The 24,039-nt window shown below is 54.8% G+C and carries 22 protein-coding genes; 9 read left to right on the plus strand and 13 right to left on the minus strand.

All coding sequences use genetic code 11. The annotated features are described in order from the left end of the window. Positions 1–273: 273 nt before the first annotated feature. Both NST04_RS01800 and NST04_RS01805 read right to left on the minus strand, forming a co-directional pair. Entirely contained in the window at positions 274–900 is a 627-nt protein-coding gene (locus tag NST04_RS01800; RefSeq protein WP_341182922.1) for a C39 family peptidase, read from the minus strand. Further along, positions 897–4,367: a PAS domain S-box protein gene (locus tag NST04_RS01805; RefSeq protein WP_341182923.1), complete on the minus strand. Its 3,471-nt coding sequence runs from the start codon at positions 4,365–4,367 to the stop codon at positions 897–899. The genes NST04_RS01800 and NST04_RS01805 overlap by 4 nt, the downstream gene beginning before the upstream one ends. A gap of 306 nt (positions 4,368–4,673) precedes the next feature. Between NST04_RS01805 and NST04_RS01810 the strand changes: the two genes are divergently transcribed. The 3 genes from NST04_RS01810 (at position 4,674) to NST04_RS01820 (ending at position 7,321) form a co-directional block, all read left to right on the plus strand. Next, positions 4,674–5,498 carry a hypothetical protein gene (locus NST04_RS01810; RefSeq protein ID WP_341182924.1) on the plus strand — a complete coding sequence of 275 codons (825 nt, stop codon included), beginning with the start codon at positions 4,674–4,676 and terminating at the stop codon, positions 5,496–5,498. A gap of 104 nt (positions 5,499–5,602) precedes the next feature. After that, positions 5,603–6,709: a glycosyltransferase family 4 protein gene (locus NST04_RS01815; RefSeq protein ID WP_341182925.1), complete on the plus strand. Its 1,107-nt coding sequence runs from the start codon at positions 5,603–5,605 to the stop codon at positions 6,707–6,709. A 285-nt stretch (positions 6,710–6,994) separates the two neighbouring features. Next, the gene (locus NST04_RS01820; protein WP_076161725.1) at positions 6,995–7,321 is read left to right on the plus strand and encodes a P-II family nitrogen regulator; all 327 of its coding nucleotides are present in this window, start codon (positions 6,995–6,997) and stop codon (positions 7,319–7,321) included. Positions 7,322–7,421: 100 nt separating this feature from the next. Here the strand turns inward: NST04_RS01820 and NST04_RS01825 are convergent, their stop codons facing one another. Continuing rightward, on the minus strand, positions 7,422–8,663 hold the full coding sequence (locus tag NST04_RS01825; RefSeq protein WP_341182926.1) for a DUF445 domain-containing protein: 1,242 nt from the start codon (positions 8,661–8,663) through the stop codon (positions 7,422–7,424). A 263-nt stretch (positions 8,664–8,926) separates the two neighbouring features. On the opposite strand from NST04_RS01825, the gene NST04_RS01830 reads away from it, so the two are divergent. After that, complete coding sequence (locus NST04_RS01830; RefSeq protein WP_341182927.1) at positions 8,927–9,802, plus strand: Cof-type HAD-IIB family hydrolase; 876 nt, start codon at positions 8,927–8,929, stop codon at positions 9,800–9,802. 11 nt (positions 9,803–9,813) lie between these two features. On the opposite strand, the gene NST04_RS01835 is transcribed toward NST04_RS01830, so the two are convergent. Next, a complete protein-coding gene (locus tag NST04_RS01835; protein ID WP_341182928.1) occupies positions 9,814–9,969 on the minus strand; it encodes a hypothetical protein in 156 nt (51 codons plus the stop codon). 106 nt (positions 9,970–10,075) lie between these two features. On the opposite strand from NST04_RS01835, the gene NST04_RS01840 reads away from it, so the two are divergent. Both NST04_RS01840 and NST04_RS01845 read left to right on the plus strand, forming a co-directional pair. Continuing rightward, on the plus strand, positions 10,076–10,546 hold the full coding sequence (locus tag NST04_RS01840) for an Imm30 family immunity protein (RefSeq protein WP_341182929.1): 471 nt from the start codon (positions 10,076–10,078) through the stop codon (positions 10,544–10,546). A gap of 93 nt (positions 10,547–10,639) precedes the next feature. Continuing rightward, the gene (locus NST04_RS01845) at positions 10,640–12,985 is read left to right on the plus strand and encodes a UvrD-helicase domain-containing protein (RefSeq protein WP_341182930.1); all 2,346 of its coding nucleotides are present in this window, start codon (positions 10,640–10,642) and stop codon (positions 12,983–12,985) included. A 156-nt stretch (positions 12,986–13,141) separates the two neighbouring features. Here the strand turns inward: NST04_RS01845 and NST04_RS01850 are convergent, their stop codons facing one another. The 3 genes from NST04_RS01850 to NST04_RS01860 form a co-directional block, all read right to left on the minus strand. Continuing rightward, positions 13,142–13,723, minus strand: coding sequence for a 50S ribosomal protein L25 (locus NST04_RS01850; protein WP_341182931.1), 582 nt, complete (start codon positions 13,721–13,723; stop codon positions 13,142–13,144). A gap of 84 nt (positions 13,724–13,807) precedes the next feature. Then, on the minus strand, positions 13,808–14,737 hold the full coding sequence (locus NST04_RS01855) for a DUF1861 family protein (protein ID WP_341182932.1): 930 nt from the start codon (positions 14,735–14,737) through the stop codon (positions 13,808–13,810). After that, positions 14,721–15,017 carry a helix-turn-helix domain-containing protein gene (locus tag NST04_RS01860; RefSeq protein WP_063829030.1) on the minus strand — a complete coding sequence of 99 codons (297 nt, stop codon included), beginning with the start codon at positions 15,015–15,017 and terminating at the stop codon, positions 14,721–14,723. The genes NST04_RS01855 and NST04_RS01860 overlap by 17 nt, the downstream gene beginning before the upstream one ends. A 198-nt stretch (positions 15,018–15,215) precedes the next feature. Between NST04_RS01860 and NST04_RS01865 the strand changes: the two genes are divergently transcribed. From NST04_RS01865 to NST04_RS01875, 3 genes are read left to right on the plus strand one after another with little or no spacing between them, the layout of a single operon-like run. After that, a complete protein-coding gene (locus NST04_RS01865; RefSeq protein WP_341182933.1) occupies positions 15,216–16,397 on the plus strand; it encodes a glycosyltransferase family 4 protein in 1,182 nt (393 codons plus the stop codon). Continuing rightward, entirely contained in the window at positions 16,397–17,503 is a 1,107-nt protein-coding gene (locus NST04_RS01870; RefSeq protein ID WP_341182934.1) for a glycosyltransferase, read from the plus strand. Before NST04_RS01865 ends, NST04_RS01870 begins: the two co-directional genes overlap by 1 nt. Next, entirely contained in the window at positions 17,496–18,578 is a 1,083-nt protein-coding gene (locus NST04_RS01875; RefSeq protein WP_341182935.1) for a mannose-1-phosphate guanylyltransferase, read from the plus strand. Before NST04_RS01870 ends, NST04_RS01875 begins: the two co-directional genes overlap by 8 nt. A gap of 142 nt (positions 18,579–18,720) precedes the next feature. Here NST04_RS01875 and NST04_RS01880 read toward each other — a convergent pair whose 3' ends face one another. The 6 genes from NST04_RS01880 to NST04_RS01905 all read right to left on the minus strand — a co-directional run bounded on the left by NST04_RS01880 (position 18,721) and on the right by NST04_RS01905 (position 23,803). Continuing rightward, positions 18,721–18,957, minus strand: coding sequence for a DUF6953 family protein (locus NST04_RS01880; protein ID WP_341185160.1), 237 nt, complete (start codon positions 18,955–18,957; stop codon positions 18,721–18,723). 94 nt (positions 18,958–19,051) lie between these two features. Continuing rightward, entirely contained in the window at positions 19,052–19,828 is a 777-nt protein-coding gene (locus NST04_RS01885; protein WP_341182936.1) for an ABC transporter permease, read from the minus strand. Between the two features lie 18 nt (positions 19,829–19,846). Further along, on the minus strand, positions 19,847–20,635 hold the full coding sequence (locus tag NST04_RS01890; protein ID WP_341182937.1) for an ABC transporter ATP-binding protein: 789 nt from the start codon (positions 20,633–20,635) through the stop codon (positions 19,847–19,849). 55 nt (positions 20,636–20,690) lie between these two features. After that, positions 20,691–21,719, minus strand: coding sequence for an ABC transporter substrate-binding protein (locus tag NST04_RS01895; protein WP_341182938.1), 1,029 nt, complete (start codon positions 21,717–21,719; stop codon positions 20,691–20,693). 47 nt (positions 21,720–21,766) lie between these two features. Beyond that, positions 21,767–23,218 carry an aryl-sulfate sulfotransferase gene (locus NST04_RS01900; RefSeq protein ID WP_341182939.1) on the minus strand — a complete coding sequence of 484 codons (1,452 nt, stop codon included), beginning with the start codon at positions 23,216–23,218 and terminating at the stop codon, positions 21,767–21,769. A 42-nt stretch (positions 23,219–23,260) separates the two neighbouring features. Continuing rightward, positions 23,261–23,803, minus strand: a complete 543-nt coding sequence (locus NST04_RS01905; protein ID WP_341182940.1) for a MarR family winged helix-turn-helix transcriptional regulator — start codon at positions 23,801–23,803, stop codon at positions 23,261–23,263. Positions 23,804–24,039 lie beyond the last annotated feature (236 nt).

The raw sequence follows: 24,039 nt of genomic DNA on the forward strand, positions 1-24,039 counted from the left end.
GCCCCGGCCCGGCCACTATCTATCCATCCAAAATCTAACGGACCGGAGAGAGCTTATCCCCGTGAAAACGCCACTTTTTGCAGCGTAACGGACTCAGGGGACCTTACAGTCTCTTATGAGACGTTTCGGAGCCGAAGTGCAAAGGATAAGGCTTGTGGAGTCCGTTAATCGCCCAGTTGGCGACTTTCTTTCCAAATAGGAGCACCTCAGTCCGTTACGCTAAGCCAAACGCCCCTGAAGAACAACGCCCGCTTGGAAAAAAGATGTAATCTGTTACGGCACATCTGGAATTCCCGGCAGGTTGAGCGACACCATCGTAAGTATTCTTTTATTCGCTGAATAGGAGATCTGCCGTTCTCTGCCCGGAGTATAACCGCCGCCCGGATGCTGCACCCCGTTGTCATGGACAACCAGCTTGCAGGAGCCGTCCTCCTCATCCTCATAGCCGATTCCCAGCACCCAATGATAGTCATACGCATATCTTCCGCGCCAGCGGAGGCTGAACCATTTGTCGAATTTGAGCGCGACCGGACGCCCGGCATCAATCTCGGCCCGGTAGCGCCCGATATCATTGAACACGGATACCTCAATCAGGCCGGAGCGGTTGTTTAAAAGCGGCAGGGCTGCGCCGATGTACGCCCGGAGGCCTCTGACAAAGCTGCGTGTGCTCATGCCCCAGGGCGTCCCGCCATGATGGGCGTAGATGTAGTTGATATGCGCGGCCATGGAATCAAAATGACGGATACCCGGAATAACCGTCCGGCCCTTATGCGAATGCCAATATTCCACGAGGGCGGCCATGGTTGCCGGCCCGCAGGCTGAGGAAGGCGAGGCTACGCCTGTCTCCCACTGTGTATACGCCTTTGCCTTCAGGCGCTCCCCGGAAGGCTTCCGGCTCATAGGGATACCCTATGGCTGCAATGCTCCAGCACCCGGTCAATATCGGCAGCCAGGAACGGCTTGCTGACAAAGTCATCCATGCCCGCCGCGTAGCAGCGCTCCCGGTCCTCTTTTCTGGCATAGGCTGTCACGGCTACAATATACGGCTGGTGCGGAGCAGGGGCCTGTTCGCGGATTCTGGCCGTTGCCGTAAGCCCGCTCATCCCTGGCATCTGAACATCCATGAAAACCAGATCATACCGCTCACGGAGCACTGCCTGCACCGCCGCTTCGCCATGATCGGCCAGATCGGCGGCATAGCCTCTTTTGTCCAGCATGGTCAACAGCAGCTTCTGATTCACCGGATGGTCCTCCGCCACCAATATACGCAGAGGCCCGAATTCAGCAGATTCTCCTTCTTCCGGGATGCTAATCCGTTCAGAGGCCGACACCGGATCAGAGACGGTCACCGTATCTTCCCAGCCGCCCTCCGGTTCCAGCTCCATATCTACTGGCAGGATGAAATAGAAATTAGATCCTTGCCCGACGGCACTCTCTACTGTGATGGCACCGCCCATCAGCTCCACCAGCTTTTTGCAGATCGCCAGGCCCAGTCCGGTTCCCCCATACTTGCGGTTAATAGACGGGTGCAGCTGCGAGAAGGACTGGAACAGCAGCGGCTGCTTCTCAGGAGGGATGCCAATGCCTGTATCGGCCACGCTGAATTTGAGCGTCAGCTTCCTGCGGCCCCTGCTATATTCTCTGCTCAGCAGAATGGAGACCTGTCCCGTCTCGGTGAATTTCACGGCATTGCTGACGAGATTCACCAGCACCTGGCGCAGCCGGGCCGCATCTCCCATAATCAGCTCCGGCACATCCGCAGCCATGCGGCAGGACAGCTCTATATTCTTTTCACGGGCCTTCGGCATGAACAGCTCCGTAATATTGTCGAGCAATTCCGCCAGACTTACCGGTTCGTGGGTAAGCGTCATTTTACCGGCTTCGATTTTGCTGAAATCCAGAATTTCATTAAGAATATATAACAAGGATGCACTGCTATCGCTGATAATCTGCGCATATCCCCGCTGTTCTTCCGTCAATTCCGTCTCAGCCAGCAGATCGGTCATACCCATAATTCCGTTCATCGGTGTACGCAGCTCATGGCTCATGATGGCAAGGAATTCCGATTTGGCCTGGTCGGCTTTCTCCGCCAGCTCCTTGGCCCGGATAATCTCCTTCTCCCCGGTAGTATCACGGAAGACAACGACCGCACCCTTGCGCTCACCCTTGTCGAACAGAGGGGTAACCTGGTACTCGGCCAGGAAGCTGGAGCCATCCTTGCGCCACAGCACCGCATCCAGACTCTGATGGGCTTCTCCTGCCCGGACTGCCCGCATCAGCGGAGACTCCTCCGGCCGGTAATGGTTGCCGTCAAGCGCGGTCTGCTGGATAGGGTCCAGGTAAGGTTGCCCGGTAATCTCATCACATTCGAAGCCCAGCATATGCGCCCCCGCAGGATTAATAAAGGTGACCTTCCCCTCGTTGTCCAGACCGAATATCCCTTCGGACACGGCATTGAGGATCAGAGTGTAATCATTGCTCAGCTTCTCGATCTGCTCCGTGTACCTGATATGATCTGTGATATCGCGGGAAATTCCATACACCCCTACCACCTGATGATCTACAACAATTGGAATATTAATCGTATTGATCTCCACCGGGTGCCCGTCTTTGTGAATCAGCGTCAGATCATAGCTCTGCGGCTCCCCCTGGCTGGCAAGGGTGAAATGATGCAGCGTCTTCTGAATATCTTTGTCAGCGACCAGCGGTCCAAAATAATTCCCCAGCAGCTCCTCCAGCGAGTAGCCGCTCAGCTGCTCCAGATGGGCATTCGCCGTCAGATAATCCCCCTGCAGATTCATGGAATATACCGCCGCAGGATTATACTCAAACAGGGATTTGTAGCGTTGCTCACTCTCCTGCAGCTTCGATTCGAATTGCTTGCGTTCAGTAATGTCACGTCCTACCGCAATAATCTCTGTCTTCCGGCCCTGCGCATCAAAAATATAACGGCTGTTCGTCTCAAACCAGACATAGGTACCGTTCTTGTGGCGATAGCGGTAGGACGCCGGGGGAATCAATCCAGAATCTTCGCTCTCCGCCATCTGATTCAGAATCATTTCCAGATCATCGGGATGCAAATAATCGTAGGCACTGGTGCCGATCATCTCTTCAGGCTCATAGCCGAGCAGCGACCGGCTGGCCGGCGAGCAGTACAGGAAGATGCTGTCCTCTATCGCATGGCGGGAGATCAGGTCAAGGGAATTCTCTGACATCAGCCGGAAGTTCCGTTCACTCTCCCGCAGCTGCTCCTCCATATGCATACGCTCGGTAATATCCTGCATCATGCCGAACAGCTGGGCCGGCCGGCCTTCCGGTCCCGGGATAACGTCCCACTGGACATGCACCATCAGGACCTCCCCATCCGGCAGAACCATCCGGAAAGCCGTATTCCCCGGCTCACCCAGTCCCCTAGCCCGTTCGACAGCCTCCTTCAGAATCGGAACATCTTCCGGATGGACCAGTGCCAGAAAGGCATTCTGATTCACATGGCCTGTCTCCACACTGTATTGCAGAATACGCCGCAGCTCATCGGAGAACGTGACTCTACCCTTTAGCAGGTCCCAGCCCCATGAGCCTATTCTGGCTACCCGCTGAGCGGACGCAAGGGCCTCCTCGCTGTGCTTGCGCCGGGTGACGTTACGGCCAATTCCCATAATCCGTGTGATTTCATCCTTCTCATTGCGAATCACATGGAAAGAGGTCTCGAACCACAGATAGTGACCCTCCTTATGGCGCAGGCGGCGGATGGAGATATCGTTCTTCAACAGACCGCCGGAGCTGTTAATAGCCTCAACATCGTCCAGGTGATAGAATTCTGCGCGGTTCCTGCCGATAATCTCCTCCGAATGATACCCGATCTGGGAGTAGGAGGACGGCGATATGAACGTTATCGTCCCGTCCGGCAGGGAGAAGGAGATCATGCTCTGATCGTCTTTTATGAATAAATTGTACAGATCACGGCTGTCTACGGTTAGCTGATCTGCAATTTTGCGGTCTGTTACATCCTGTGCATATACAATAACAGTCTGGCCGGACGGCTCCTCTTGCGCCGGAATGAAGGTCAGGGAGAGCCAGAACGGATGCCCGTCACGGCCGGAGAACCGCTGCTCCACCTGGAGAGGCTGTCCTTGCTGCTGTGCAAGCTCTGTCACGATTCGCTGAATGGAGAACTGCTCGTGCAATTCCCGGCCGGCCCCCAATAGAGTCCCTGAGAGAAACTCAGCCTCAGTGCAGCCCAGCATATTGCAAAAAGCAGGGTTAATCTTCATCCATCTGCCTCCTGCCGGAGACAATACTGCCATCCCCACCGGAGATAAGTCGAAGGCTTGATCGGGAATGCTGTTATTACTAGCCAAGTTATCCATTACATAAGACCTCCTTCATCCCGGGCTGGCGTTCGCTTCCGCAGAACCTCTGCTGTTCTTCATCTGCCATTTCTACCTTCACAGTATACGCTATGACTGTCACAGAATGAAATGGAGGCCCAGCCCTTGAGTTCTAAAAGTTAAAATTGAAATCATTGACAAAATATACGGTTATCCCTATATTTAAAAGCAAAACTATCTTCGTGACTCATTACGCCGGAAGCACCCGTAATAGAGGCCTGTTGGCCTTTACTGCGGGTGCTTTCTTTGTGTTCCGGGACATGAAGACAAGCGGAGGAATGTATAATGAACAATCTGTATAAGCCAAGTTGTCTGCTGCTGTCTCTCTTGATTGCCATTGCCCTAAGCTTCCCGGCAGATCTGGCTTTGGCAGCAACGACAGTGATTACCTCTTCGGTTCAGGCTTCCTTTGACCTGACTGCCGCTAAGGCGGACAGCACTGCACGCGCCCGGATGAAGAGCCAGTTCACCGAGTTAACCGTCCTGTCTGCCGGATATGACAGCCGGGAGGTGCAGATCAGGACGCTTCATGATCAGAATACAGAGGCGCTGATTACAGTCCGGGAATCAATCAAGAATATGGACCAATCTACCATCACCAAGCTGAGCGCCTCCGTCAGCACTGCCAAGCAGCGATATCAGCCGCTGTTCGATCAATACAGTGCGCTGAACAAGCGGATCTCCCTGCTCAAGGGGTTGAAGGACAAGACGCTGAATTCCGTCCTGAAGGCCCAGTCAGAAGCCATGAAGCTGCTGGTCCAGATAGCCCGCCAGGAGATCCGCGACAAGGAAGCGCTGCTCAAGGCCGCCAAGGATACCCGTACCCGCCGGATGGCTGCTGCCCGCAAGACTCTGTCCGGCATTGACAGGCCACAAGGCTTAATCAAATCGCAGAAAAGCGCAGTCTCTGCCCTGAACAAGCGGCTAACAGCAGACTGGAGCGACTTCAAAGCGGCTATCCGCAAGCAGAATCCGGCTCTGGCCGGACAATCCTTATCTTCTATGGTCGCCGGGTACAAGCAGATCGCGGCGGGAAAGCTGAAGATCCTGGAGTATGAGCAGACGATTGCCGGAGTCATTGCCGTTACTCTTAAACAGACGGGCGGCTAGGCCGCAGACGGTCTTTCCCTGCTTGCTTCTGTGTCTTCTGCACACCTGAACGCATATGTTAGGTTAAGAACCCTATCTACTATGCAGCGGGAGGAGCAGCTACAATGCACATCTGCATGATTGCACCGGAGCAGTTCACGGTTCCCGGGGACGGCTCTGTAGAGATTTGCATCTGGAATATCGCGCGGAGGCTGGCCAAGAGACATAAGGTAACCGTCCTAAGCCGCAGAGCCGCCGGTCTTCCTGACACGGATGAGCTCGAGCAGGTCCAGTTCATCCGGCTGCCCTCAGGCACCCCTTCCAGGTACCGCAGCTCCGTTCTCATGTTCCTGGAAACCGTCGAACCGTTCGACCTTATTCAGATCGATAACCGGCCGCGGCTGGCGGCGGCTGTGAAGCGGCAGTACCCCGGCACTCCGCTGATGATATTCCTTCACTCTCTCACATTTGTGCCGCAGGAGCGCGGCATTGCCCGCAGCCTCGCCCTGGCCGATGCCGTAACGGCCAACAGCAGTTCCCTGGAGCAGCGGCTTATCCGAAGATTCCCCGGTATCCGCAGCAAGCTTCGCGTGGTTCCTCTGGGGGCAGACCTGTCACGCTTCACCCCTGCGTCTGCGCAGGAGAAGGCGCGTCTGCGCATGCTGCATGGTCCTGGCCCCGGCTTCACGGTCCTGTTCGTTGGCCGGGTCATTCCGCGCAAGGGAGTGCCTGTGCTGCTCCGGGCCATGCACCGCCTGAACCGGCATATGCCCGCCCGGCTGCTGATCGCTGGCAAAGGGAAGCCGCCGTATCTCCGGCAGCTGAGAGCCCTTGCCCGGCGGCTGGGGGTACAAGTGTCTTTTCTCGGAAATATTCCCCATGAGGATATCCACAGTATGTATCAGGCTGCCGACTGCTTCATCTGCCCCTCCCAGCAGCATGAAGCCTTCGGGCTGGTGAATGTAGAGGCGATGGCCTCGGGGCTGCCGGTGATTGCCTCCAGCAACGGCGGAATCCGGGAGATTATTGTTTCGGGCCGTAACGGCTATCTGGTGAAGCAGTACAGGAACCCTGCTGCTTTTGCCAGCCGCATGCTGCAGATCGGCCGCAATCCGGACCTTGCCGCAAGGATCGGACTGCAGGGAAGAAGCGATGCGCTGCAGATGTATGAGTGGCAGCACACCGCAGAGCTGCTGGAGAATATTTATCTGAAGCTGGCGGGATCACGTTAACCAGAGGAGGCTTTCTTCTTCAGGGCTCCTTTGGTTAACGAAGAGGCATAACACTTTACCTTGCAATGCTCTTCTGGAGGGCGGACGTTGCCAGCATGTAAGCTCAGTCAGGATGCGACAATGTGTCATACGGATTTTGTGATCCTTCTCGCAGGATGCAGCTGAGAGTTAATAATATACTACACATGTAAGCGTTGCCATTAAACAATTGCACTGTACATTAAGCCACCGAGATATTGGCAACCCCCTACAACCTATTATTCGCTGTAGAAAGGGTGCATCGTTATGTTAATGATCAAAGCTATAGTAAGACCTGAGAAAGCGGATGACGTGATGGCCGAATTGCTGCTGGCCGGCTTCCCCTCCATCAGCAAAATGGATCTGCTCGGGCGCGGCAAGCAAAAGGGCATTCAGGTTGGAACCAACCATTATAATCAAATCTCCAAGAAGCTGCTGATGATCGTCATTCAGGACGAAGACAAGGATGACGTGATCAGCATTATTATGCGTACAGCTAGAACTGGTGAGCATGGCTCCTTCGGCGACGGCAAAATCTTTGTCCTGCCGGTACAGGAGGTCTTCACCATCAGCAACGGCAAGAACCAGCTATAGACCGCCTATGAAAGAGGCAGCAAGGCATCCCCCCGCTCTCCGTCATCACGGACGTCCGGGGACTGCCTTGCTGCCTTTATGAATTCCTGATATAACAATCTCAGATCAGTTGGATGACGGTAAGCACCAGCCCGACTACAAAGCCGCAGACGGCCCCATTGACACGAATCCACTGCAGATCCTTGCCGACCTTCTCCTCCAGCATATTCACCAGCGCGGCATCGTCCATCTGATCGAGGTTCTCCTTGACCAGTTGCCCGATCCGGTAATGATTAGCTTCCACGAAGGAGATCAGCGTACCGCGAATCCGGTCCTCCGATGTCTGAATCCATTCCTTCTCCTGGCTTACCCGCCGGACCAGCGCGGCATACAGCGAGAACAGCCTGCGCCCGCCCCGGCTCCGGTCCTCTTCCAGCAGGGTAACCGCCTTGCCGCGCAGCCCTTGCAGCTGCTGCAGCACAAATGTGGCGGCCGCTTCTCCTTGAAGCTCATTCAGCGCCCAATTCTTCAGTGAGGCAATCCGTTCTTCATCGCTCAGCAGCTGGAACAGAGCCACCCGGATCTCCCGGATGACCTCCTCCCGGTAGGGGCTATCCTCTTCCTTAAAGTCACGGATCGTAGACTGCACCATACCTTGGAGCATTTCCCCCAGCATATCGGCATCCACGAAACCGACGAATGCCTGGAAAGCCATCCCCTTCAGTCCGCCAAGCTTAACCTCGGCCAGCTTCTCACTGGCGATCTTACCCAGCATGGCCCGCGTCTCAGGGCGTCCGCTCCAGGCAGAGATCCCCTCCAGCGCAAAATCAAGGGCTGCAATGTCCTTACCCTCATTCATCAGGCTGGTGGCAATAGTGTCTGCTGCGGCTCCGAGCTTAGCTTCACGCAGATAGCTTGCCGCTGCCGATTGAATATACGGAACGGCCTGCTCTACCGGAAGCCGCAGCACGAAGCCTTTGAGCTGCTCCAGTACTTCCTGCCGGGCTTTCTTTCTGGAGAAGAACCGGGTCAGCACGGTAGCTCCGAGCGAGACTATATTGAATGTGCGCAGCTTATTCTCAATGCTCTCCTTGTTCAGCAGCTCATTCTCCATCGCAGAGATCAGGGACTGGATCAGCTTATCCCGATTCTTCAGCAGCAGCGAGGTATGCGGAATTCTCAGGCCCAGCGGATGGCGGAACAGCGCCGTCACGGCAAACCAGTCGGCGATGCCTCCGACCAGACCTGCCTCGAAGCCGCCTCTCAGCAGAATAACTGCCAAATTCTCCGGCAGAAACAACGTGAATAGAAAGCCGCAGGCCATAATAGCCAGAGAGATCGTAGCTAAATTTCTGGATTTCATCAGTATCTTTTCCCCCTTACATAGCGACCCTATGCCGCTTGCATCCCGGCCATCGTCCCTTGCACATGCAGAAGACGAACCAGGCTGTCAGGTTACAGGTCTGCCTTACATTGTACCACGTGAGTACTCTTTTCTGAAAATCCTCTTGATGAAGACTTTCATTTCAAATCTTCCGGTCAATCATGATAAAATACAGGCAAAGCCTACGCGCCCGCCCTTGAAGGGGAAATTAAAATATATAGTTAGAACAGGAGAACAATCACATGCTTATTGCACTCGATATGGACGGAACACTGCTCAATGCGGAGGGTGAAATCAGCAACGAGAACAAAGAGGCTATTCTTCAAGCACAGCGCCTGGGGCATATCGTGATTATTGCTACAGGCCGGTCCTATATGGACGCTGAGCGGCAGCTGCGGCTGGCTGATCTGGAGTGTCCTGTGGTGAGCCTTAACGGCGCTGTAATCACGCTGGCTGACCGTAGCGTAGCAGCAAGCACTCCGCTGAATAAAGAGGATATTATCCCCGCACTGCGCTGGATGAATGAAATCCCTGAATTGTATTACGAGGTATACACTGAGGATAACGTATATGTAGAGCTCGACAAGCGGGTACAGCTGGAAAAGCTGGCTACTCATAAGGATACTGAGGTTCCCGAGGAATTGGCCTGGCTGCTCCAGGCGATGGTCGACCAGCAGTTCCAGCAGGCAGCGGTGACCTACGTGGAGAAGATGGAGGACGTCTGGAGCAAGGAAGAGAATCTGATCTATAAGACCCTGGTCTTCTCGCTGAACCGTGAGCTGCTGAAGGAAGCCTCTGTGCGGTTCGCCGCCATTCCCGGACTCATTATTACCGCATCGCATGTCAACAATATCGAGATCAATCATAAGGAAGCGAATAAAGGCGCCGGTGTACGCATGCTAGCGGCTCATTACGGGATTCCAGCGGAGCAAGTAGCGGTGATGGGCGACAGCTACAATGATCTGCCTATGTTCGAGATGGCGGGGTACAAGATTGCCATGGAGAATGCCGCCCCCGTGCTGAAGCAGACCGCCGACTTCATTACTACAAGTAATACGGAGAATGGTGTAGCGGCGGGACTTCGGCATCTTCTGGACAGCAAAACAGCCTTCAAATGAAGGCTGTCTCGCTAGCGGCGGTCGGTTCCCGAGCGCCGGAAGAAGCATAATGAGATGGCTCCCAGGTTGAGGGCCAAATATAGAATGAGCATCAACCGTTCGGCATTGGTTAATTCCATAAGCACCGGAATAAACATGATATCCCTCCATACCTCACTTTTATTCATCTATCTGTTACAATCAGCTAGTCCTTTGTCCAATATATTAGTATTATCTGCCAAAAAGTGGACTTTATGATAAATGGCGTTATTTTCTGCTGGGAGGAATTACTCTATGAACCACCTATACCCCGGGATTGCCCGGCTATATGAGAACCGGCTGCTGCGCACCGAGCTGGAATGCGAGCAGTTCGATCAGGCACTGGAGGGTCTGGCCGGTGATACGGAGGATGCCGTGATTCACCAGATCTTCAAAGTATTCGACGATGATACGGAGCAGGAAGAGGTCATGTTCAGCCTTGTTCATTTTGTAGAGAGTGTCCAGATGGAGATGTATCTGACCCAGCTGCTGGAATCGCTGCCGGAAATGCTGGAGCATGCCCGTAACTGGGCGATTGTGCTGAACCAAAGAATTCTCCAGGACGACACTTTCCGCAGGGATTACGCGGAGATCGCTGTGCGCATGCCCCCAAGAATCCGGCAGTGCCTGGCCTTCCTGCTGGAGGAGATCAAGGAGGATCAGCCGCGGCTGTATGAGCGCAAGGTGAATTCCTTTCTGGCCAAGCTGAATACATCCGGGAGATAGCTTCGTGCAGAAAAGAGTGCAGAATGGTATAGTGTATACTGGCCAAAACCGCATGACTGATTACGCATTCAGAAGCAAACGAAGGTGAACATAATGAACAAGCTCTTATTTCATAATATTCCGCTGGGAGCCAGCGGTGAGAATATCCCCCAGGCGAAGGTAGCCTCGGCCCGGACGAGCCGGGAGACGGTTCAGCCGGGGGACAGCGATGCGGCTTATTTCAGGCGGCTGGAGGCAGGCGGCATTCTGCTCAATCCGCCGCAGATCTCGGCGGTGCGCCATCATCTCGGGCCGCTGCTGACACTGGCTGGAGCCGGCTCCGGCAAAACCTCGGTGCTGATTTGCAGAACCGGGTATTTGCTGTCTGTGCGCGGCATCGCTCCCGGACGTCTGCTGCTGTTGACCTTCTCCAGCAAGGCAGCTGCAGAGATGCGCGAGCGGATCGCCCTGCTGCCCGGGGTGAACGAGGGGGATGCCGCGCGCCTTACGGCGCGTACGTTCCACTCGTTCTTTCTTTATTTCCTGCGGCGGCAGGGGCTGCGGCAGGATATTTTCAGCGAGACCCGCCGCCAGCATATTCTGCTGAAGCAGATTATGCGTGAGCTGGGACTGCCGAAGGATGCCTATCCGCCGGAGAATCTGCTCAGTCTGCTCTCCGCCTGGAAGATGAACATGGGCTTGCCTGCACAGCTGCCGGAGACTACAGAAGCAGAGAAGGAGATGAAGGCTATCCTTGCTCTGTACGAGCAGTGGAAGACCGATCATTTCAAAATCGATTTCGACGATGTGCTGCTGCTCGCCTACCAGATGCTCCGTGAACAGCCTGCGCTGCTGCGTGAGCTGCAGCAGCAGTATCAATATGTGATGGTCGATGAGTTCCAGGATACGAATGCGCTGCAGTATGAGCTGGTGAAGATGGTTGCTGCTCCGCAGGATAATCTGATGGTGGTCGGCGACGATGACCAGACGATCTATTCCTTCAACGGGGCCCGCAGCGAATTCATCCTGGAGTTCGAGAAGCTCTATCCGCAGGCCAAGGTGATTACGCTGGATATCAACTACCGGTCCGGTCCGGCGATCATCGGCCTGGGCAACGGCATCATCCGCCATAATTCACGGCGCCGCGCCAAGACGCTGCAGGCCGCCCGCAGTAACGGTCTTCCGCCCCGTTATCTGCGTCCGCTGACGGCAGATGACGAGGCTGCGCAGATTGTAGAGCATATTGAGCGTGAGACTCAGAGCGGAACCCGGGAATACCGTGATTTCGCCCTGTTATACCGCGCGACAAGCAGCAACCGGGCGGTCCTGGAGCTGCTGCTGCTGCACGATATTCCTTATATAGATTATGGAGAAGGCCAACTGCTCTATGAGCATTGGCTGATCTCTCCGGTGCTGGATCACCTGCGCCTGTCGGTGAACCGCCGCGACTTCGCCGCCATGGAGAATATTCTGCCGACACTCTACTTGAACCGGGACAAGGGAATGGAGCATATCCGGCGCATGGAGGCGGTGCAGGCGAAGCAGGGCCCGCTGATTCATCTGCTGTCCATGCCGGGTATGGAGGATTTCAAGGGCGTCAAGCTGCGCGAGCGGCTGGACCTGATCCGCGGCCTGCGGGAGCTGACACCGCTACAAGCGATCCGCCAGATCCGCACAGTATTCTACGATTATTTCATCGAAGGCAGTGAGCGCCATCAGGCAACGCTGCACCGGGAGACGCTGAAGGAAATGCTCGATGAGCTGGAGGCCTCGGCGGAGCGGTTCGCTACGATTCCGCTGTTCCTCGAATTCATCGACAATGTAACAGAGCGCAATATGCAGAACCGGCAGCCGGGGCTGAAGGAGCAAGGCAACCGGGTGGCGCTGATGACCATCCACAAATCCAAGGGGCTGGAGTTCCCCGTAGTCTTCCTGATCGGAGCCTCCGAAGGCATTCTGCCGCATAGCTCCGCTCTGGAGGAGAACCGCGTGAAGGACCGCAAGCCAGTGAAGGCCTCGGTCAAGGTGATCAGCCCGGCCGCAGCAAGGGCCGCAGCCGAAGCGGGCATTGCCGCATTGGAAGAAGAGCGCCGGCTCGCTTATGTGGCCGTTACCCGGGCCAAGGAGGAGCTGTTCATCAGCTCACCCGCCAGGCATCGGGGCAAGAAGGCAGAGGTCTCGCGCTTCATGCTCGCGGCCTTCCGCTCGGCGGCACGCCCGCAGGCAACGGCTCCAGTTGCCGGAGCCAGCAGCCCGGGCAGAATGCCTGTAACCCGCAGCAGCGCCCCGGGTTCAGCCGCAGTGCGAACACATACTGTCCCGGTCTGGAAGTGCACCGGCAAAGCCTGCCCGGGCTGGACCCGGAAGAAGGCGGGCGGAGCTGAGGAGCACCTAACCTCGAAGCCGTGTCCGCTGTGCAGCTCCCCGATGGAATCAAGCACCCGGGAAGTGCCGGTGTAAGCGAACGTTAAGCTGCCTTTTCGGCTACCTACCACATGTAAGCTTCAACCCAAACAATAACAAAAAGCCCCTTCCAGCAGACGTAACCGGAGTCATGATATCATCATGAATTCCGAGTAGTTCTGCCCGAAGGGGCTATTATTCGTCAATCTGTATTTAAGCCGGAGTGACTTCCGGTTCTGGTGCTTCTTCATGGACCGTCTTGATCTGAATCATGACTGTGCCCGGATCAGTCAGCACTTCAATTCCATCCTTGAAGATCAGATCAGACACCAGCAATTGGTCGCCGATGGCCAGGCCGCTGATATCCACTTCCATCGATTTCGGCAGAACTCCCGGCATGCAGCGGACTTCTACTTCATATATTTCCACCTGCAGTACGCCGCCTTCTTTGACACCCGCAGCTTCGCCTGCAAAATGAATCGTAACCTTGCTGTCCATACTGATGCTCATATTCACATGCTGGAAATCGACATGCAGCACTTTACCGGACATCGACTGCTTCTGAATGTTCTGAACCACTACCGGAAGGGTCGTTCCATCCGACAGCTTCGCCTGCAGAATCGCCCGCGGATTCGTTCTCAGCATCTCCAGCAGTTCCTTCTCGTTCACTTCAAGACTGAGAGTATCTTTACCAATGCCGTACAGTACAGCCGGTATGCGGCCTTGCTTTCTTGCTGCATTCAGGTTGGACTTTGTTCCCGATGTACGATTGATTAATTGAATAAATGTACTCATTGCTTGGTTCCCGCTCTCTTTGACCATAAATTCTTGTCAAACAAAGTGTACCATGACCATAGAATCTAGTCAAACCAGTGAGGATCACATTTCGTATTCGGCAAAAGGATCAGGAAGCTCAATTCTGTAAGCTTCCGCATCGCTGACGCCTACAGACAACACCGCCCGCCCGGCCGCTCCGCGTAGCAGTCCGCCGCTGAAGATGACATCCTGCAGATCAGGCCGTTTGCCTGGACCAACCGGGAAATCGCTGCGGGCTGCAATGATTTTGACCGGAGTTGTCTCGAAGGTGTCCGGATCGAGCGAGAAGACCATAGCGTAATAATGCTTTTTCCCTAGAGGGTCAAAGCAGGCAATATGCCCAAGTACCCCCACATGGCCATTCTTAAGCAGATGGGCTTCATTGGCTCCGCCCCACTCTTCCGGCACGAACTGATGCTGCAGAATGTCTGCCTCGTCCAGCGTCTGTTCATTCAGCTCTTCCAGTGAATCAATAACCGTGAAGCCGATCTGCCCTCTGCCGCCACGCTCTCCCTGCGGCCTCGTAAGCACACCGATTCTCCCATCCTGCAGTTCTATCAGCCGGATATCCTTCATCATCTCCGGACCGGAGGCGAAGTGGTGCATCGAATCGATCCGGTACCCCCGGTAGAACTGCGTGACCCAGGAGACGATTTGCGGCGGATGATCCCCGGCCGTAATGACTTCAACTCCGCCGACAATCAGCTCGCCCTTAATCCGGGTGACACAGGGGTCCTGCAGGTTATAGGTATGCGTATGTGCCCTGGGAACCCACACCCCGTCCCCTCGGGATGTAAAAAAGAAGACTTGAGAGAACTCACTGTCGCGCTCCTCAACTCTTCCCAGTATGACCTCCTCCCCGTCATGCGGGAAAGGGGCCGTTATATTGTATACATCACGCCCGCCTACACCGGAGAAGACCAGCTTCTCCACGTGTACGGTACGGAGATTGGCGTAAAAGGTATCCAGCAGTTCGCTACAGGCTGCTGCCATTGCCGGGCTCCTTGTCATTGCCTTCCTCCTCATATTCATTTGCCTTATCTATTGCCCAATCGTTCTCATCTGATTCCATCCGGATCAATTCCCCAGGCTGAATATTGAAGTAGGTACAGAGCTTTAACAGCAGATCCCGGGGATACTGCACCATCTCATCCTTGTACATCCGCCGGACGGAATCAAAATGGTAGTTAATGTCTTTGGCAAGCTTGCGGATCGATAATTTGGGGTCATGCTCTTCCATAACCTCACTTAATTTACTGCGAATGACTGGCATCCATACACCTCCTACATTACTATATCTGGAGATTTTAGGAGAGTCAATAAATTGACAAGATAAAATGGTCATGTTATAGTCGGTTCAGGAAATAAATTGCAGAAACGAAATTTCATACCACTCATCTCCGGAAAATAAAGTCCTCTTTATTTTCTTTTTTTGTCCCCAAATTACGATTATCAATAGGGAGGCTCTATCATGAACCACAGCAACCGTAATAAAAACATCGTATTCCTGTCCACCAGCCTGCCGAGAGAATGCGGAATTGCAACCTTCACCCAGGATCTGCTGGATGAGTTCACGAAGCTTGAGGGCTTCAACAAACCGCGGATCATAGCGATGAACAACAACGGAAATTACCGTTATACGGATCAGGTCATGAGGGAAATCAACCAGCATCAGCTATCTGATTATATAGATTCAGCCCGGGAAATCAATCAGTCGGGTACCGACCTGCTCGTCATTCAGCATGAATTCGGCATCTACGGCGGGGAGAGCGGCGAATATCTGCTGCAGTTCACGGAGGAGCTTCAAGTCCCTTATGTGGTCATCTTCCATACTGTATTAACCAAGCCTACACCCAAGCAGCATCAGATCATTACCCGGCTCGCCGCGGGAAGTGTCAAGGTGGTCACCATGGCCCAGTCCACTGTAGATGATCTCATTTCTGTCTATCATATCAACGCCGCCAACATCGCCTTCATTCACCACGGGGTGCCTTTTGTCCAGACTGCTACCCGTGCAGAGCTGAAGATCCAATATAAATTCGGAGACCGCAAAATCCTCTCTACCTTCGGTTTCCTCAGTCCGGGCAAGGGTATCGAATATGCAATTGAGGCGATGAGCGGAGTAGTGAAGCAGCATCCGGATGCGCTCTATATTATCTGGGGCAAGACCCATCCGGTCGTTAAGCAGGAGACAGGTGAAGTCTACCGGCAAAAGCTGACCGAACTGGTGCACGAGCTGGGCCTGGTCAATAATGTACTGTTCGTCGACAAACTGCTGACCCAGGAAGAGGTTATCCAGTCGCTGGTGATGTCGGATATCTATATGACTCCTTATCTGGGCAAGGATCAGGCAGTCAGCGGCACTCTTGCTTACGGTGTCGGCTACGGCCGAGTAATAATCTCTACCCCCTACCGCTATGCCGAAGAGATGCTTGCTGAAGGCCGCGGGCTGCTGGCGGAATTCCGCAACTCAGCTTCTCTGGAAGCCTGTATTCTGGAGCTGCTGGATGATCCGGCCAAGGTCAAGGATATGGAGCAACGTACACAGGAGCTTGGCAGTACGATGATGTGGAGTGAGGTTGCGAAGACCTATGCAGCCATCTTTCAGGATAAAATAGCCCTCTCCATCCCGGCTGGCCGGAGTGTGATTTGATGCAGACATCCGCAGCGCTTCAGTTCAAACCGGACTATATGCGCCGGATTACCGATGATACGGGGATTTTCCAGCATACCAAATTCGGGATTCCCGACCGTACCAAGGGCTACACTACCGATGACAATGCGCGGGCTCTAATTGCAGCCGTTCTGATGTACAAAAAAAATCAGGACAGCGCCTCCCTTGACCTGATTCATACGTACCTTTCTTTTGTCCACCATGCACAGACTGAAGAAGGTAACTTCAGGAACTTCATGGACTATAACCGTTCCTTCCTGGAGGAGCGCGGCTCTGAGGATTGTCAGGGGCGCACCCTCTGGGCGCTGGGCTTCGTACTCTCCTATTCCTCCATTCTACCGGACAATCTGCTGAACACCTGCCGTTATCTGATCAACCAGGCGCTGCCGCATATCGGAGGCCTGCGGTCTCCCCGGGCTCTGGCGTATGCCGTGATCGGACTCAGCTATTTGCCCGGGACTCCCGGAGCGCTTACCTACTCCTTCCCTTATCCTCATACACCAAGCACAGAAGAAGAACGGGCTTTCCTGCCCGAAGCCTTCATCACAGAACTTATAGAATCTGTTGCCGTCCGGCTAAATGACCAATACAATCTCACCAAGGGCGAAGGCTGGAACTGGTATGAAGACAGCCTTACGTATGGCAACTCCATGCTGCCCTGGGCGCTGCTCAAAGCCTACAAGATATCCGGCAATCCGGCGCTGAGAATCACGGCTAAGGAAAGTCTCGATTTCCTGATCTCGCGGACCTTCGCGCCGGAAGGCTATTACAAGCCCATCGGCAGCCACGGCTGGCTGCTGCGCGGCGGGACTCCCGCTCTATATGACGAGCAGCCGATTGAAGCCTGCGAAATGCTGCTGGCCTGCGACGAAGCTGCCGTTGTGCTGAAAGACCCTGCTTATCTGCAGCAGGCTGACCTGTGCTACGCCTGGTATACAGGGAATAATTCCTTGCAGCTCTCCCTGATTGATCCCCAGACCGGGGCTTGCTACGACGGGATTCACAGCTCGGGGCTGAACCTCAATCAGGGGTCGGAGAGCATTATATCCTTCTCGATTGCCCATCTGGTGACTCATCATGGATAAATACGCAACCATACTTGCAGGCGGGGGAGGCACCCGCTTCTGGCCGCTCTCCAGACAGGAAATCCCCAAGCAGCTGCTGAACATCAGCGGCAACGACATTATGCTGAACGATACCATCGAACGCTTCAAGGGCATCATCCCTCAGGAGAATACCGTTATTGTAACGAACCGCACTCAGGCGGTGCTGCTGGAGAGCATTATGCACAGCAGTGTGCAGAAAAGCAATATTCTGATCGAGCCGGTGGCCCGGAATACTTCAGCAAGTATCCTGTTCGCCGCTTTCTCCATTGAGCAGATGAGTGAAGGGGATTCCTTGATGGTTGTACTGCCTTCCGATCACTATATTACCGATGAGCCTCAGTTCCGGCTTACGCTGGATGAAGCCTGTACTGTCGCGATGGAGAGTAATGCCATCGTCACCATCGGGATCAAACCGACCTTCCCGTCCACCGGCTACGGCTACATCGCTTATGACAAAGAGCCGATCGCAATCAAGCCGGTTGATGTATATGATGTAGCCGAATTCGTGGAGAAACCGGATTTCAAGAAGGCACAGGGGTATCTGGCCTCCGGCAATTATCTGTGGAACAGCGGGATCTTCATCTGGAAAACTTCAGTCATTATCGATAACTTCAAGCGCTACCTGCCGCGTCTGTACAATACCATGCTGCCGCTCCGCGATGCACTCGGTACAGATCAGGAGCAGGAGACCCTTAACCGGATCTATCCGCTGCTGCAGAACATCTCCATTGACTACGGCATTCTCGAGCGTTCCGACGAGGTAGTGGTCCTGTCCGGGCAGTTCGGCTGGAATGACATCGGCAGCTGGGACGCACTCGGTGCGATTTTCCCGCCTGACGATGAAGGCAATATCATCAAAGCGAACCATGTCGGCATCGACACCCGCAACTCCATCATTTATGGCAACGGGCGGCTGATCACCACCATCGGCGTTGACAGCTTCATTATCGCCGATACCGGGGACGCCGTTATGATCTGCCCCAAGGATAAAGCGCAGTCGGTGAAGGATATTGTCGATCTTCTGAAGGAAAAGGGAATGTTGGAGTATGTATAAGATTTGTTGCCTCTACAATGAAGAACTCTTATTAAGTGCTGCAGATATAAATATTGTACGTCTTACTTGCATACAAAAGGGAGCGCCGCTGTTATCAGCAACGCTCCCTTTGTTATGTTCAGGTCTTATTGTGAGCTTAGCCTCAGGTCCAGGCCCACAAGAATCCGTCGCGGTCCCAGGCGATTCTGCCGCCATGCAGCTTGCGGAACGCCTTTTTCACTTCCTTGGATAACGAAGCATTGCCGTTCTCATTCACGAATACAAACTGTTCACCGAAGTTTGCCTTCACATATTCAATCGCAGCGGTCTGGTACAGGGTTCCTGTAAATTGGATTTCCTTCACCATCCACTCCGCTACTTCCTGTGCGGTTACTTCCACTTGGGGCACTGCTCCTTCCTGTTCATCCTGCTTGCTTGCAGATTCCCCCATTATACCACGAATCCCGCTGCTTCTAACCGTCCGATCCGCTCCTTTATCTTCTGTGCGCACCCACGCTGACCACACCGTAGCGGTAGAGCACCTTCCGGCCGAACCAGCCGAAGGCCCGGTCTGTGAAGAAGCCCATGAATCCGAGGCTAATCAGCCCTACGAAGATCCAGTCGGTACGGAAGAACAGCCGTGAATTCCAGATTAGGTACCCCACCCCTTCGTTCGAGGCAATCATCTCCGCGCCGATAATCGCCATATAGGAGGTGCCCATCGCCAGCCGCACACCGGTGAAAATATACGGAATCGTCGAAGGCACAATGACATGCAGCAGAATCTGCCACTCACTGGCCCCCATGCTGCGTGCGGAACGGATCTTGTCCTCTTCTACCGACATGACCCCGGTCAGGGTATTCAGCACCACAATGAAGAAGGTGGCGTACATAATCAGCGCGATCTTCGACTGCTCCCCGATGCCGAACCAGACCAGGAAGAGTGTAATGAAGGCAATCGGCGGAATGAAGCGGATGAAGTTCAGGAACGGCTCAGCGAACAGGCGGACTACATTCACCTTGCCGGTGATCAGTCCTGCCGGAATAGCCAGCAGACTGCCGAGCACCCAGCCGATCAGCACGCGGTACAAGCTGACCCCGATATATTGCACCAGCGTCCCGTCCTCCACCAGCTCACGCCCGCCCCGGACCGTGGCCCAGGGCCCGGGAATGATATCCGGACCGTACACCCAGGCGCCAAGCTGCCAGAGGAGCAGTACGGCAAGCCACAGCAGGGATACGGATACCCATTTCTTTTCCAACCATCCCATCAGGTATCACCTCCCTCCCTATTCTTCAAAATGGCTCTGAATCCGGCTATACAGCGAATAGAATTCAGGTGAAGCCACATCCCGGGGGAAGGGCAGCGTATTGTCGTAGATGTCTGTAATATTGGAGGAGGGCCCTACCGACATAATGCCGATGCGCTCCCCCAGCAGCAGTGCTTCCTGAATATCATGGGTCACGAAGATCACCGTCTTATGCGTCTCCCGCCAGATCTGCACCAGCTCCTTCTGCATCGTCCGCCGGGTCATGGCATCCAGCGCGCCGAACGGCTCATCCATCAGCAGGATCGCCGGATCATTCGCCAGCACCCGGGCCAGCTGTACCCGCTGCTTCATTCCTCCCGACAGCGCCTTCGGGAATTTGTCCTCATGGCCGTTCAGCCCGACAAGCCCGATGTAGCGGTCAGACAGAAGCCTGCGTTCGGCCTTCGCCGTCTTCTTCATCCGCAGTCCGAACTCTACATTCTCCCGCACCGTCAGCCAGGGGAACAGGGACGAATCGGCCTGCTGGAACACCACCGCCCGGTCCCGGCCCGGCTTATCCACCTCGATGTTGTCTACCCGCAAATGTCCGCCAGACTTGGAGACGAACCCGGCGATCATATTCAGCAGCGTGGATTTGCCGCAGCCGCTTGGGCCAAGCAGCACGAAGAATTCTCCGCCCTTGATCACCAGATCTACATCCTTAATAATGTAGTGGACATCTCCGGCTGCCGGTTCACTGTAGCTCTTGCGCAGCTGCTCGATATGAATAGCATGCTGCCTTGCCGCTGGTTTAGCAGATAATGACATAGGGCACCTCCTGTGGTTTCATTTATTTCGGATAGTTCACTTTATGTGGTTTCATTTATTCCGGGTAGGTCACTTTATCCGGCAGCACCTGCTTCAGCGGCTCCAGCTTCAGCTTGCTGCCAAGGTCAAAATCCTGCGTGATAATCCCTGTATCCACCATATACTTCTTCTGTCCGGCGAGGCTGTCGTATGCAGCCTGGGTGAAGCCCACCTTCCACGGATTCGCCGGCAGATCCTTCAGCGTTGCTTCCTTCGGCTGCTTCACTTCCTTGTACATCAGCTCCGCTACTTCCTCGGGATGCTCCTGTACGTACGCCGAGGCTTCATCCACCGCTGCCAGGAAGGCTCCAATGCCTTCACCATGCTCCTCTACAAAAGCATCCGCGGCTACGATTCCCATCCCCAGCCGCACCGGAGTCTTCGACATATCGGTCAGCTCATGCACGCCCTTAAGCGCAGCCAGCTTATCGGTCAGCGCTGAACCGCTGAACCAGGCGGCATCGACATCCCCCTGCTTCAGGGCGATGAAGGCTTCGTCGAAAGCACCCTGTCCTGTAAGCTTCACACCGCTGAGTGCGATGCCCCGCTCCTTCAGATATTCGTCCCACAGATACGGCAGGAACGTCCCGCGCAGGAAGCTCAGATTCTTACCCTTCAAGTCCGCGGCAGACTGAATATCGTCTCTGACGTACAGCTTCCATACTGCCGCTGCCTGATCCGTGGCCTGACCAGCGGAAGCAATGATTGAATATTCGCCCTTGGCAACGGCGTTCAGCACCGGGAAGTCCGCACCGAAGGCCACATCCACCTGCTTGATGAACAGCGCATTCACTCCCTCGGCCGGTGTCCCGAAGTTGATAATCTCCGCATCAATACCATGGCTTGCGAAGATGCCTTGCTTAAGGGCTACCCGGAAGGTCGGATTCGTGTTGATATCGGCAATCCTGATCTTCAGGGCCTCCGGTGTACCGCTGACCCCTCCCGCAGAGGCCGCCGCATCTCCCTTGGAGCTGCAGCCGGAGAGCACCAGTACCAGCGATAAGGATAAGAGCAGAAGGCTTGAGCTGTACCATGATTTTGTCACAAGAACACACCTCTTCGTCTATGAATTTCTGAAGCCTGCCTGAGTCTCTACCTGGCCCGCCGGACGCCTTCATCCGTAGTGGCTACACAGGCTGCCCCCTCTGTAAAAGGCAACGTCGTCGCTACCTGCACGACCGAATCCGATCCCTTCGGAGCGGCCCCTGGTACCCTGAAGCTGGACACATCTAGCGGCTCAATCGCATTCTCCTGCGGCTTCGTAAGCTGCGGCACCCAGGCATAGGGTACCCGGTAAGAACGGTAGACCATATTCGTATTGCGGCGGTCTGTGTACGGGGAGATATACTCCCAGACCAGCTCATGCGCTGCCGTGACCTCGAACAGCCGTCCATTGGAGCCTTCGGTAATCAGCGTATTGCCGTTCGCAAGCCGCTGCGCCGAGCTGATATACGGGCTGTAGAACTTATAGGAATCCGTCGGAATGGAGAATCCGGCCTCCGCCGAAGTATACTGCCACTCAATCTCCAGCGTCACCGGGTTAATCTCCAGTACGCGTGAGTGATCACGCAGCGCGTTCTTCTGCCCGAACGGCGATGCCGGATTCGGCAGACCGTAGCCGCCCCAGCCGCCGTTATCGAATACAAGCAGATTGCCTTCCCCCGGCAGTCCCTTCGGAATGATGTGGGCGTGATGCTGGCCAATAATCCAGCCGATATGCTTCACTTCGGGCAGGGAATAGTCCGGGCCCAGACGCCAGACGATAGCCCCGCTGCGCTTGTCGGTGATCGCAATAATATTAGCCTCACGGGCATCCCAGATAATGTTCTCCGGGTGGAAGCGCTCATCGCCTTGATCATAGAACCGGTTCGGCCCCACATAAGACGCAGAATTAATATGCAGCCAGTCGCCTACGCCGCCGCCCAGATCGCCGAAGGAGCGGGTATTGGGGTCGCGGAACAGGACATTGCGCGCCGCCTGATCGAATCCCAGCTCCGCGAAATGATCGCTGGCTGCCCATTCCCAGAGGATGTTGCCTTCCCAGTCCACTTCAATAATCGTGTCATCCAGCAGCTCTTTGTCGGAAATCTCAGGGTTATGCAGATTTTTATGCGCCAGAATTAGCGTTTTCCCGCTGTTAACCGAAGGTTCAAGCCCGGGAGCATAGTATCCGGCAGGATTGCCTTCCCGCTGGTAATCATGGTGCTGGCGGGCATACCACAGCGGCTCAGCCCCCGGGTCCGCGATCTGCTCATAGCTGTTGTATCTCCAGACCACATTGCCGTCCCAGTCCACCTGCACCAGATCGACATTATCCTGAATGCCGAATTTGGGATCTCTTCTGCCGGTGCTGCCCAGGACATAGCCGCCGGGAAGGATTTTGGCCGGGAAACCGATCAGTCCTTGCCATAGATGTACCTCCTTGCCGCTCATGTCGATCAGCACTACGCCCTCATCGCCTGCCTGAAATACCGTGTAGCCGCTCCATGCCTTAGCCGGGTTATATACGGTTGCCCCTGTCGGATATATTGTGGAATGTCCCATACTTATCTCTCCTCATCATTGGGTTGGTATTCTCTTCATTTCTCAATAGCTGAGATAATTACTCTTCGTGCCTCCGCGCAGCTTCTGTTCAGGCTCTGCGGGAACGGGTATGGCTGCATTCTGCCGGGCCAGCTCCAGCAGCGTCTCCGAGAACCCTTCCAGATTCCCGATCATCCGCTGATAGAACCGGCTCTGCTGCTCCAGCTCTTCCTCCGTAAAGCCCTCGAACAGAAGCATAATACACCTGGCACCGATGTTTCCGTTCCGCTCCGCCATCTCCCGGCCGCGGGCGGTAATATCCAGCAGCACAGTCCGGCGGTCATCCTCCTTACGCCTGCGTACCGTATATCCGCCCGCCTCCAGCTTGTCACTCAGCGCCGTTATGGCGCCTGAGGTGAAATCAAGCTGCTCCGCCAGATCGCCCAGACGCTGCTCTCCGTCACGGATGATTTTGTGCAGAATCAGCATTCCCGGCAAGGCTACTCCCTCCACGTATACGCGGTCACGCTCCTTAACGAACCTGCGTACCAGCTTACGGAACAGATGATCCGCCTGCTCCAGCTGCTCCCACTGTCTATCCTCCATGCCCTCTCTCCTCTGCTATTCATCCACGGGACGCAAACAGGCCCCCGGTCCATTCCCTGTTCGGGAACTGTAGCGGGAGCCTTTGGTGGTCCAATCAGCTCAAATCTCAGGTATGATGTTGACAACGATTCTTTCACTGTTCATTTAATTAGCGGTGAATGATTGCTGTTATCATATACCCCCTTAAACACACCTGTCAAGTATGAATTATAAAAACAAGTGTGGACCGGCTAACC

The organism is Paenibacillus sp. FSL H7-0756 (assembly GCF_038006765.1).
Taxonomy (GTDB): Bacteria; Bacillota; Bacilli; order Paenibacillales; family Paenibacillaceae; genus Paenibacillus_AQ.

Excerpts from the sequence above, each read along its gene's own strand:
- NST04_RS01865 (WP_341182933.1), top strand. The coding sequence starts at position 15,216 with ATGAACCACAGCAACCGTAATAAAAACATCGTATTCCTGTCCACCAGC.
- NST04_RS01875 (WP_341182935.1), top strand. The coding sequence starts at position 17,496 with ATGGATAAATACGCAACCATACTTGCAGGCGGGGGAGGCACCCGCTTC.
- NST04_RS01850 (WP_341182931.1), bottom strand. The coding sequence starts at position 13,723 with ATGAGTACATTTATTCAATTAATCAATCGTACATCGGGAACAAAGTCC.
- NST04_RS01855 (WP_341182932.1), bottom strand. The coding sequence starts at position 14,737 with ATGGCAGCAGCCTGTAGCGAACTGCTGGATACCTTTTACGCCAATCTC.
- NST04_RS01800 (WP_341182922.1), bottom strand. The coding sequence starts at position 900 with ATGAGCCGGAAGCCTTCCGGGGAGCGCCTGAAGGCAAAGGCGTATACA.
- NST04_RS01840 (WP_341182929.1), top strand. The coding sequence starts at position 10,076 with ATGAACCACCTATACCCCGGGATTGCCCGGCTATATGAGAACCGGCTG.
- NST04_RS01820 (WP_076161725.1), top strand. The coding sequence starts at position 6,995 with ATGTTAATGATCAAAGCTATAGTAAGACCTGAGAAAGCGGATGACGTG.
- NST04_RS01890 (WP_341182937.1), bottom strand. The coding sequence starts at position 20,635 with ATGTCATTATCTGCTAAACCAGCGGCAAGGCAGCATGCTATTCATATC.
- NST04_RS01830 (WP_341182927.1), top strand. The coding sequence starts at position 8,927 with ATGCTTATTGCACTCGATATGGACGGAACACTGCTCAATGCGGAGGGT.
- NST04_RS01870 (WP_341182934.1), top strand. The coding sequence starts at position 16,397 with ATGCAGACATCCGCAGCGCTTCAGTTCAAACCGGACTATATGCGCCGG.
- NST04_RS01860 (WP_063829030.1), bottom strand. The coding sequence starts at position 15,017 with ATGCCAGTCATTCGCAGTAAATTAAGTGAGGTTATGGAAGAGCATGAC.
- NST04_RS01845 (WP_341182930.1), top strand. The coding sequence starts at position 10,640 with ATGAACAAGCTCTTATTTCATAATATTCCGCTGGGAGCCAGCGGTGAG.
- NST04_RS01900 (WP_341182939.1), bottom strand. The coding sequence starts at position 23,218 with ATGGGACATTCCACAATATATCCGACAGGGGCAACCGTATATAACCCG.
- NST04_RS01825 (WP_341182926.1), bottom strand. The coding sequence starts at position 8,663 with ATGAAATCCAGAAATTTAGCTACGATCTCTCTGGCTATTATGGCCTGC.
- NST04_RS01815 (WP_341182925.1), top strand. The coding sequence starts at position 5,603 with ATGCACATCTGCATGATTGCACCGGAGCAGTTCACGGTTCCCGGGGAC.
- NST04_RS01835 (WP_341182928.1), bottom strand. The coding sequence starts at position 9,969 with ATGAATAAAAGTGAGGTATGGAGGGATATCATGTTTATTCCGGTGCTT.
- NST04_RS01905 (WP_341182940.1), bottom strand. The coding sequence starts at position 23,803 with ATGGAGGATAGACAGTGGGAGCAGCTGGAGCAGGCGGATCATCTGTTC.
- NST04_RS01885 (WP_341182936.1), bottom strand. The coding sequence starts at position 19,828 with ATGGGATGGTTGGAAAAGAAATGGGTATCCGTATCCCTGCTGTGGCTT.
- NST04_RS01805 (WP_341182923.1), bottom strand. The coding sequence starts at position 4,367 with ATGGATAACTTGGCTAGTAATAACAGCATTCCCGATCAAGCCTTCGAC.
- NST04_RS01810 (WP_341182924.1), top strand. The coding sequence starts at position 4,674 with ATGAACAATCTGTATAAGCCAAGTTGTCTGCTGCTGTCTCTCTTGATT.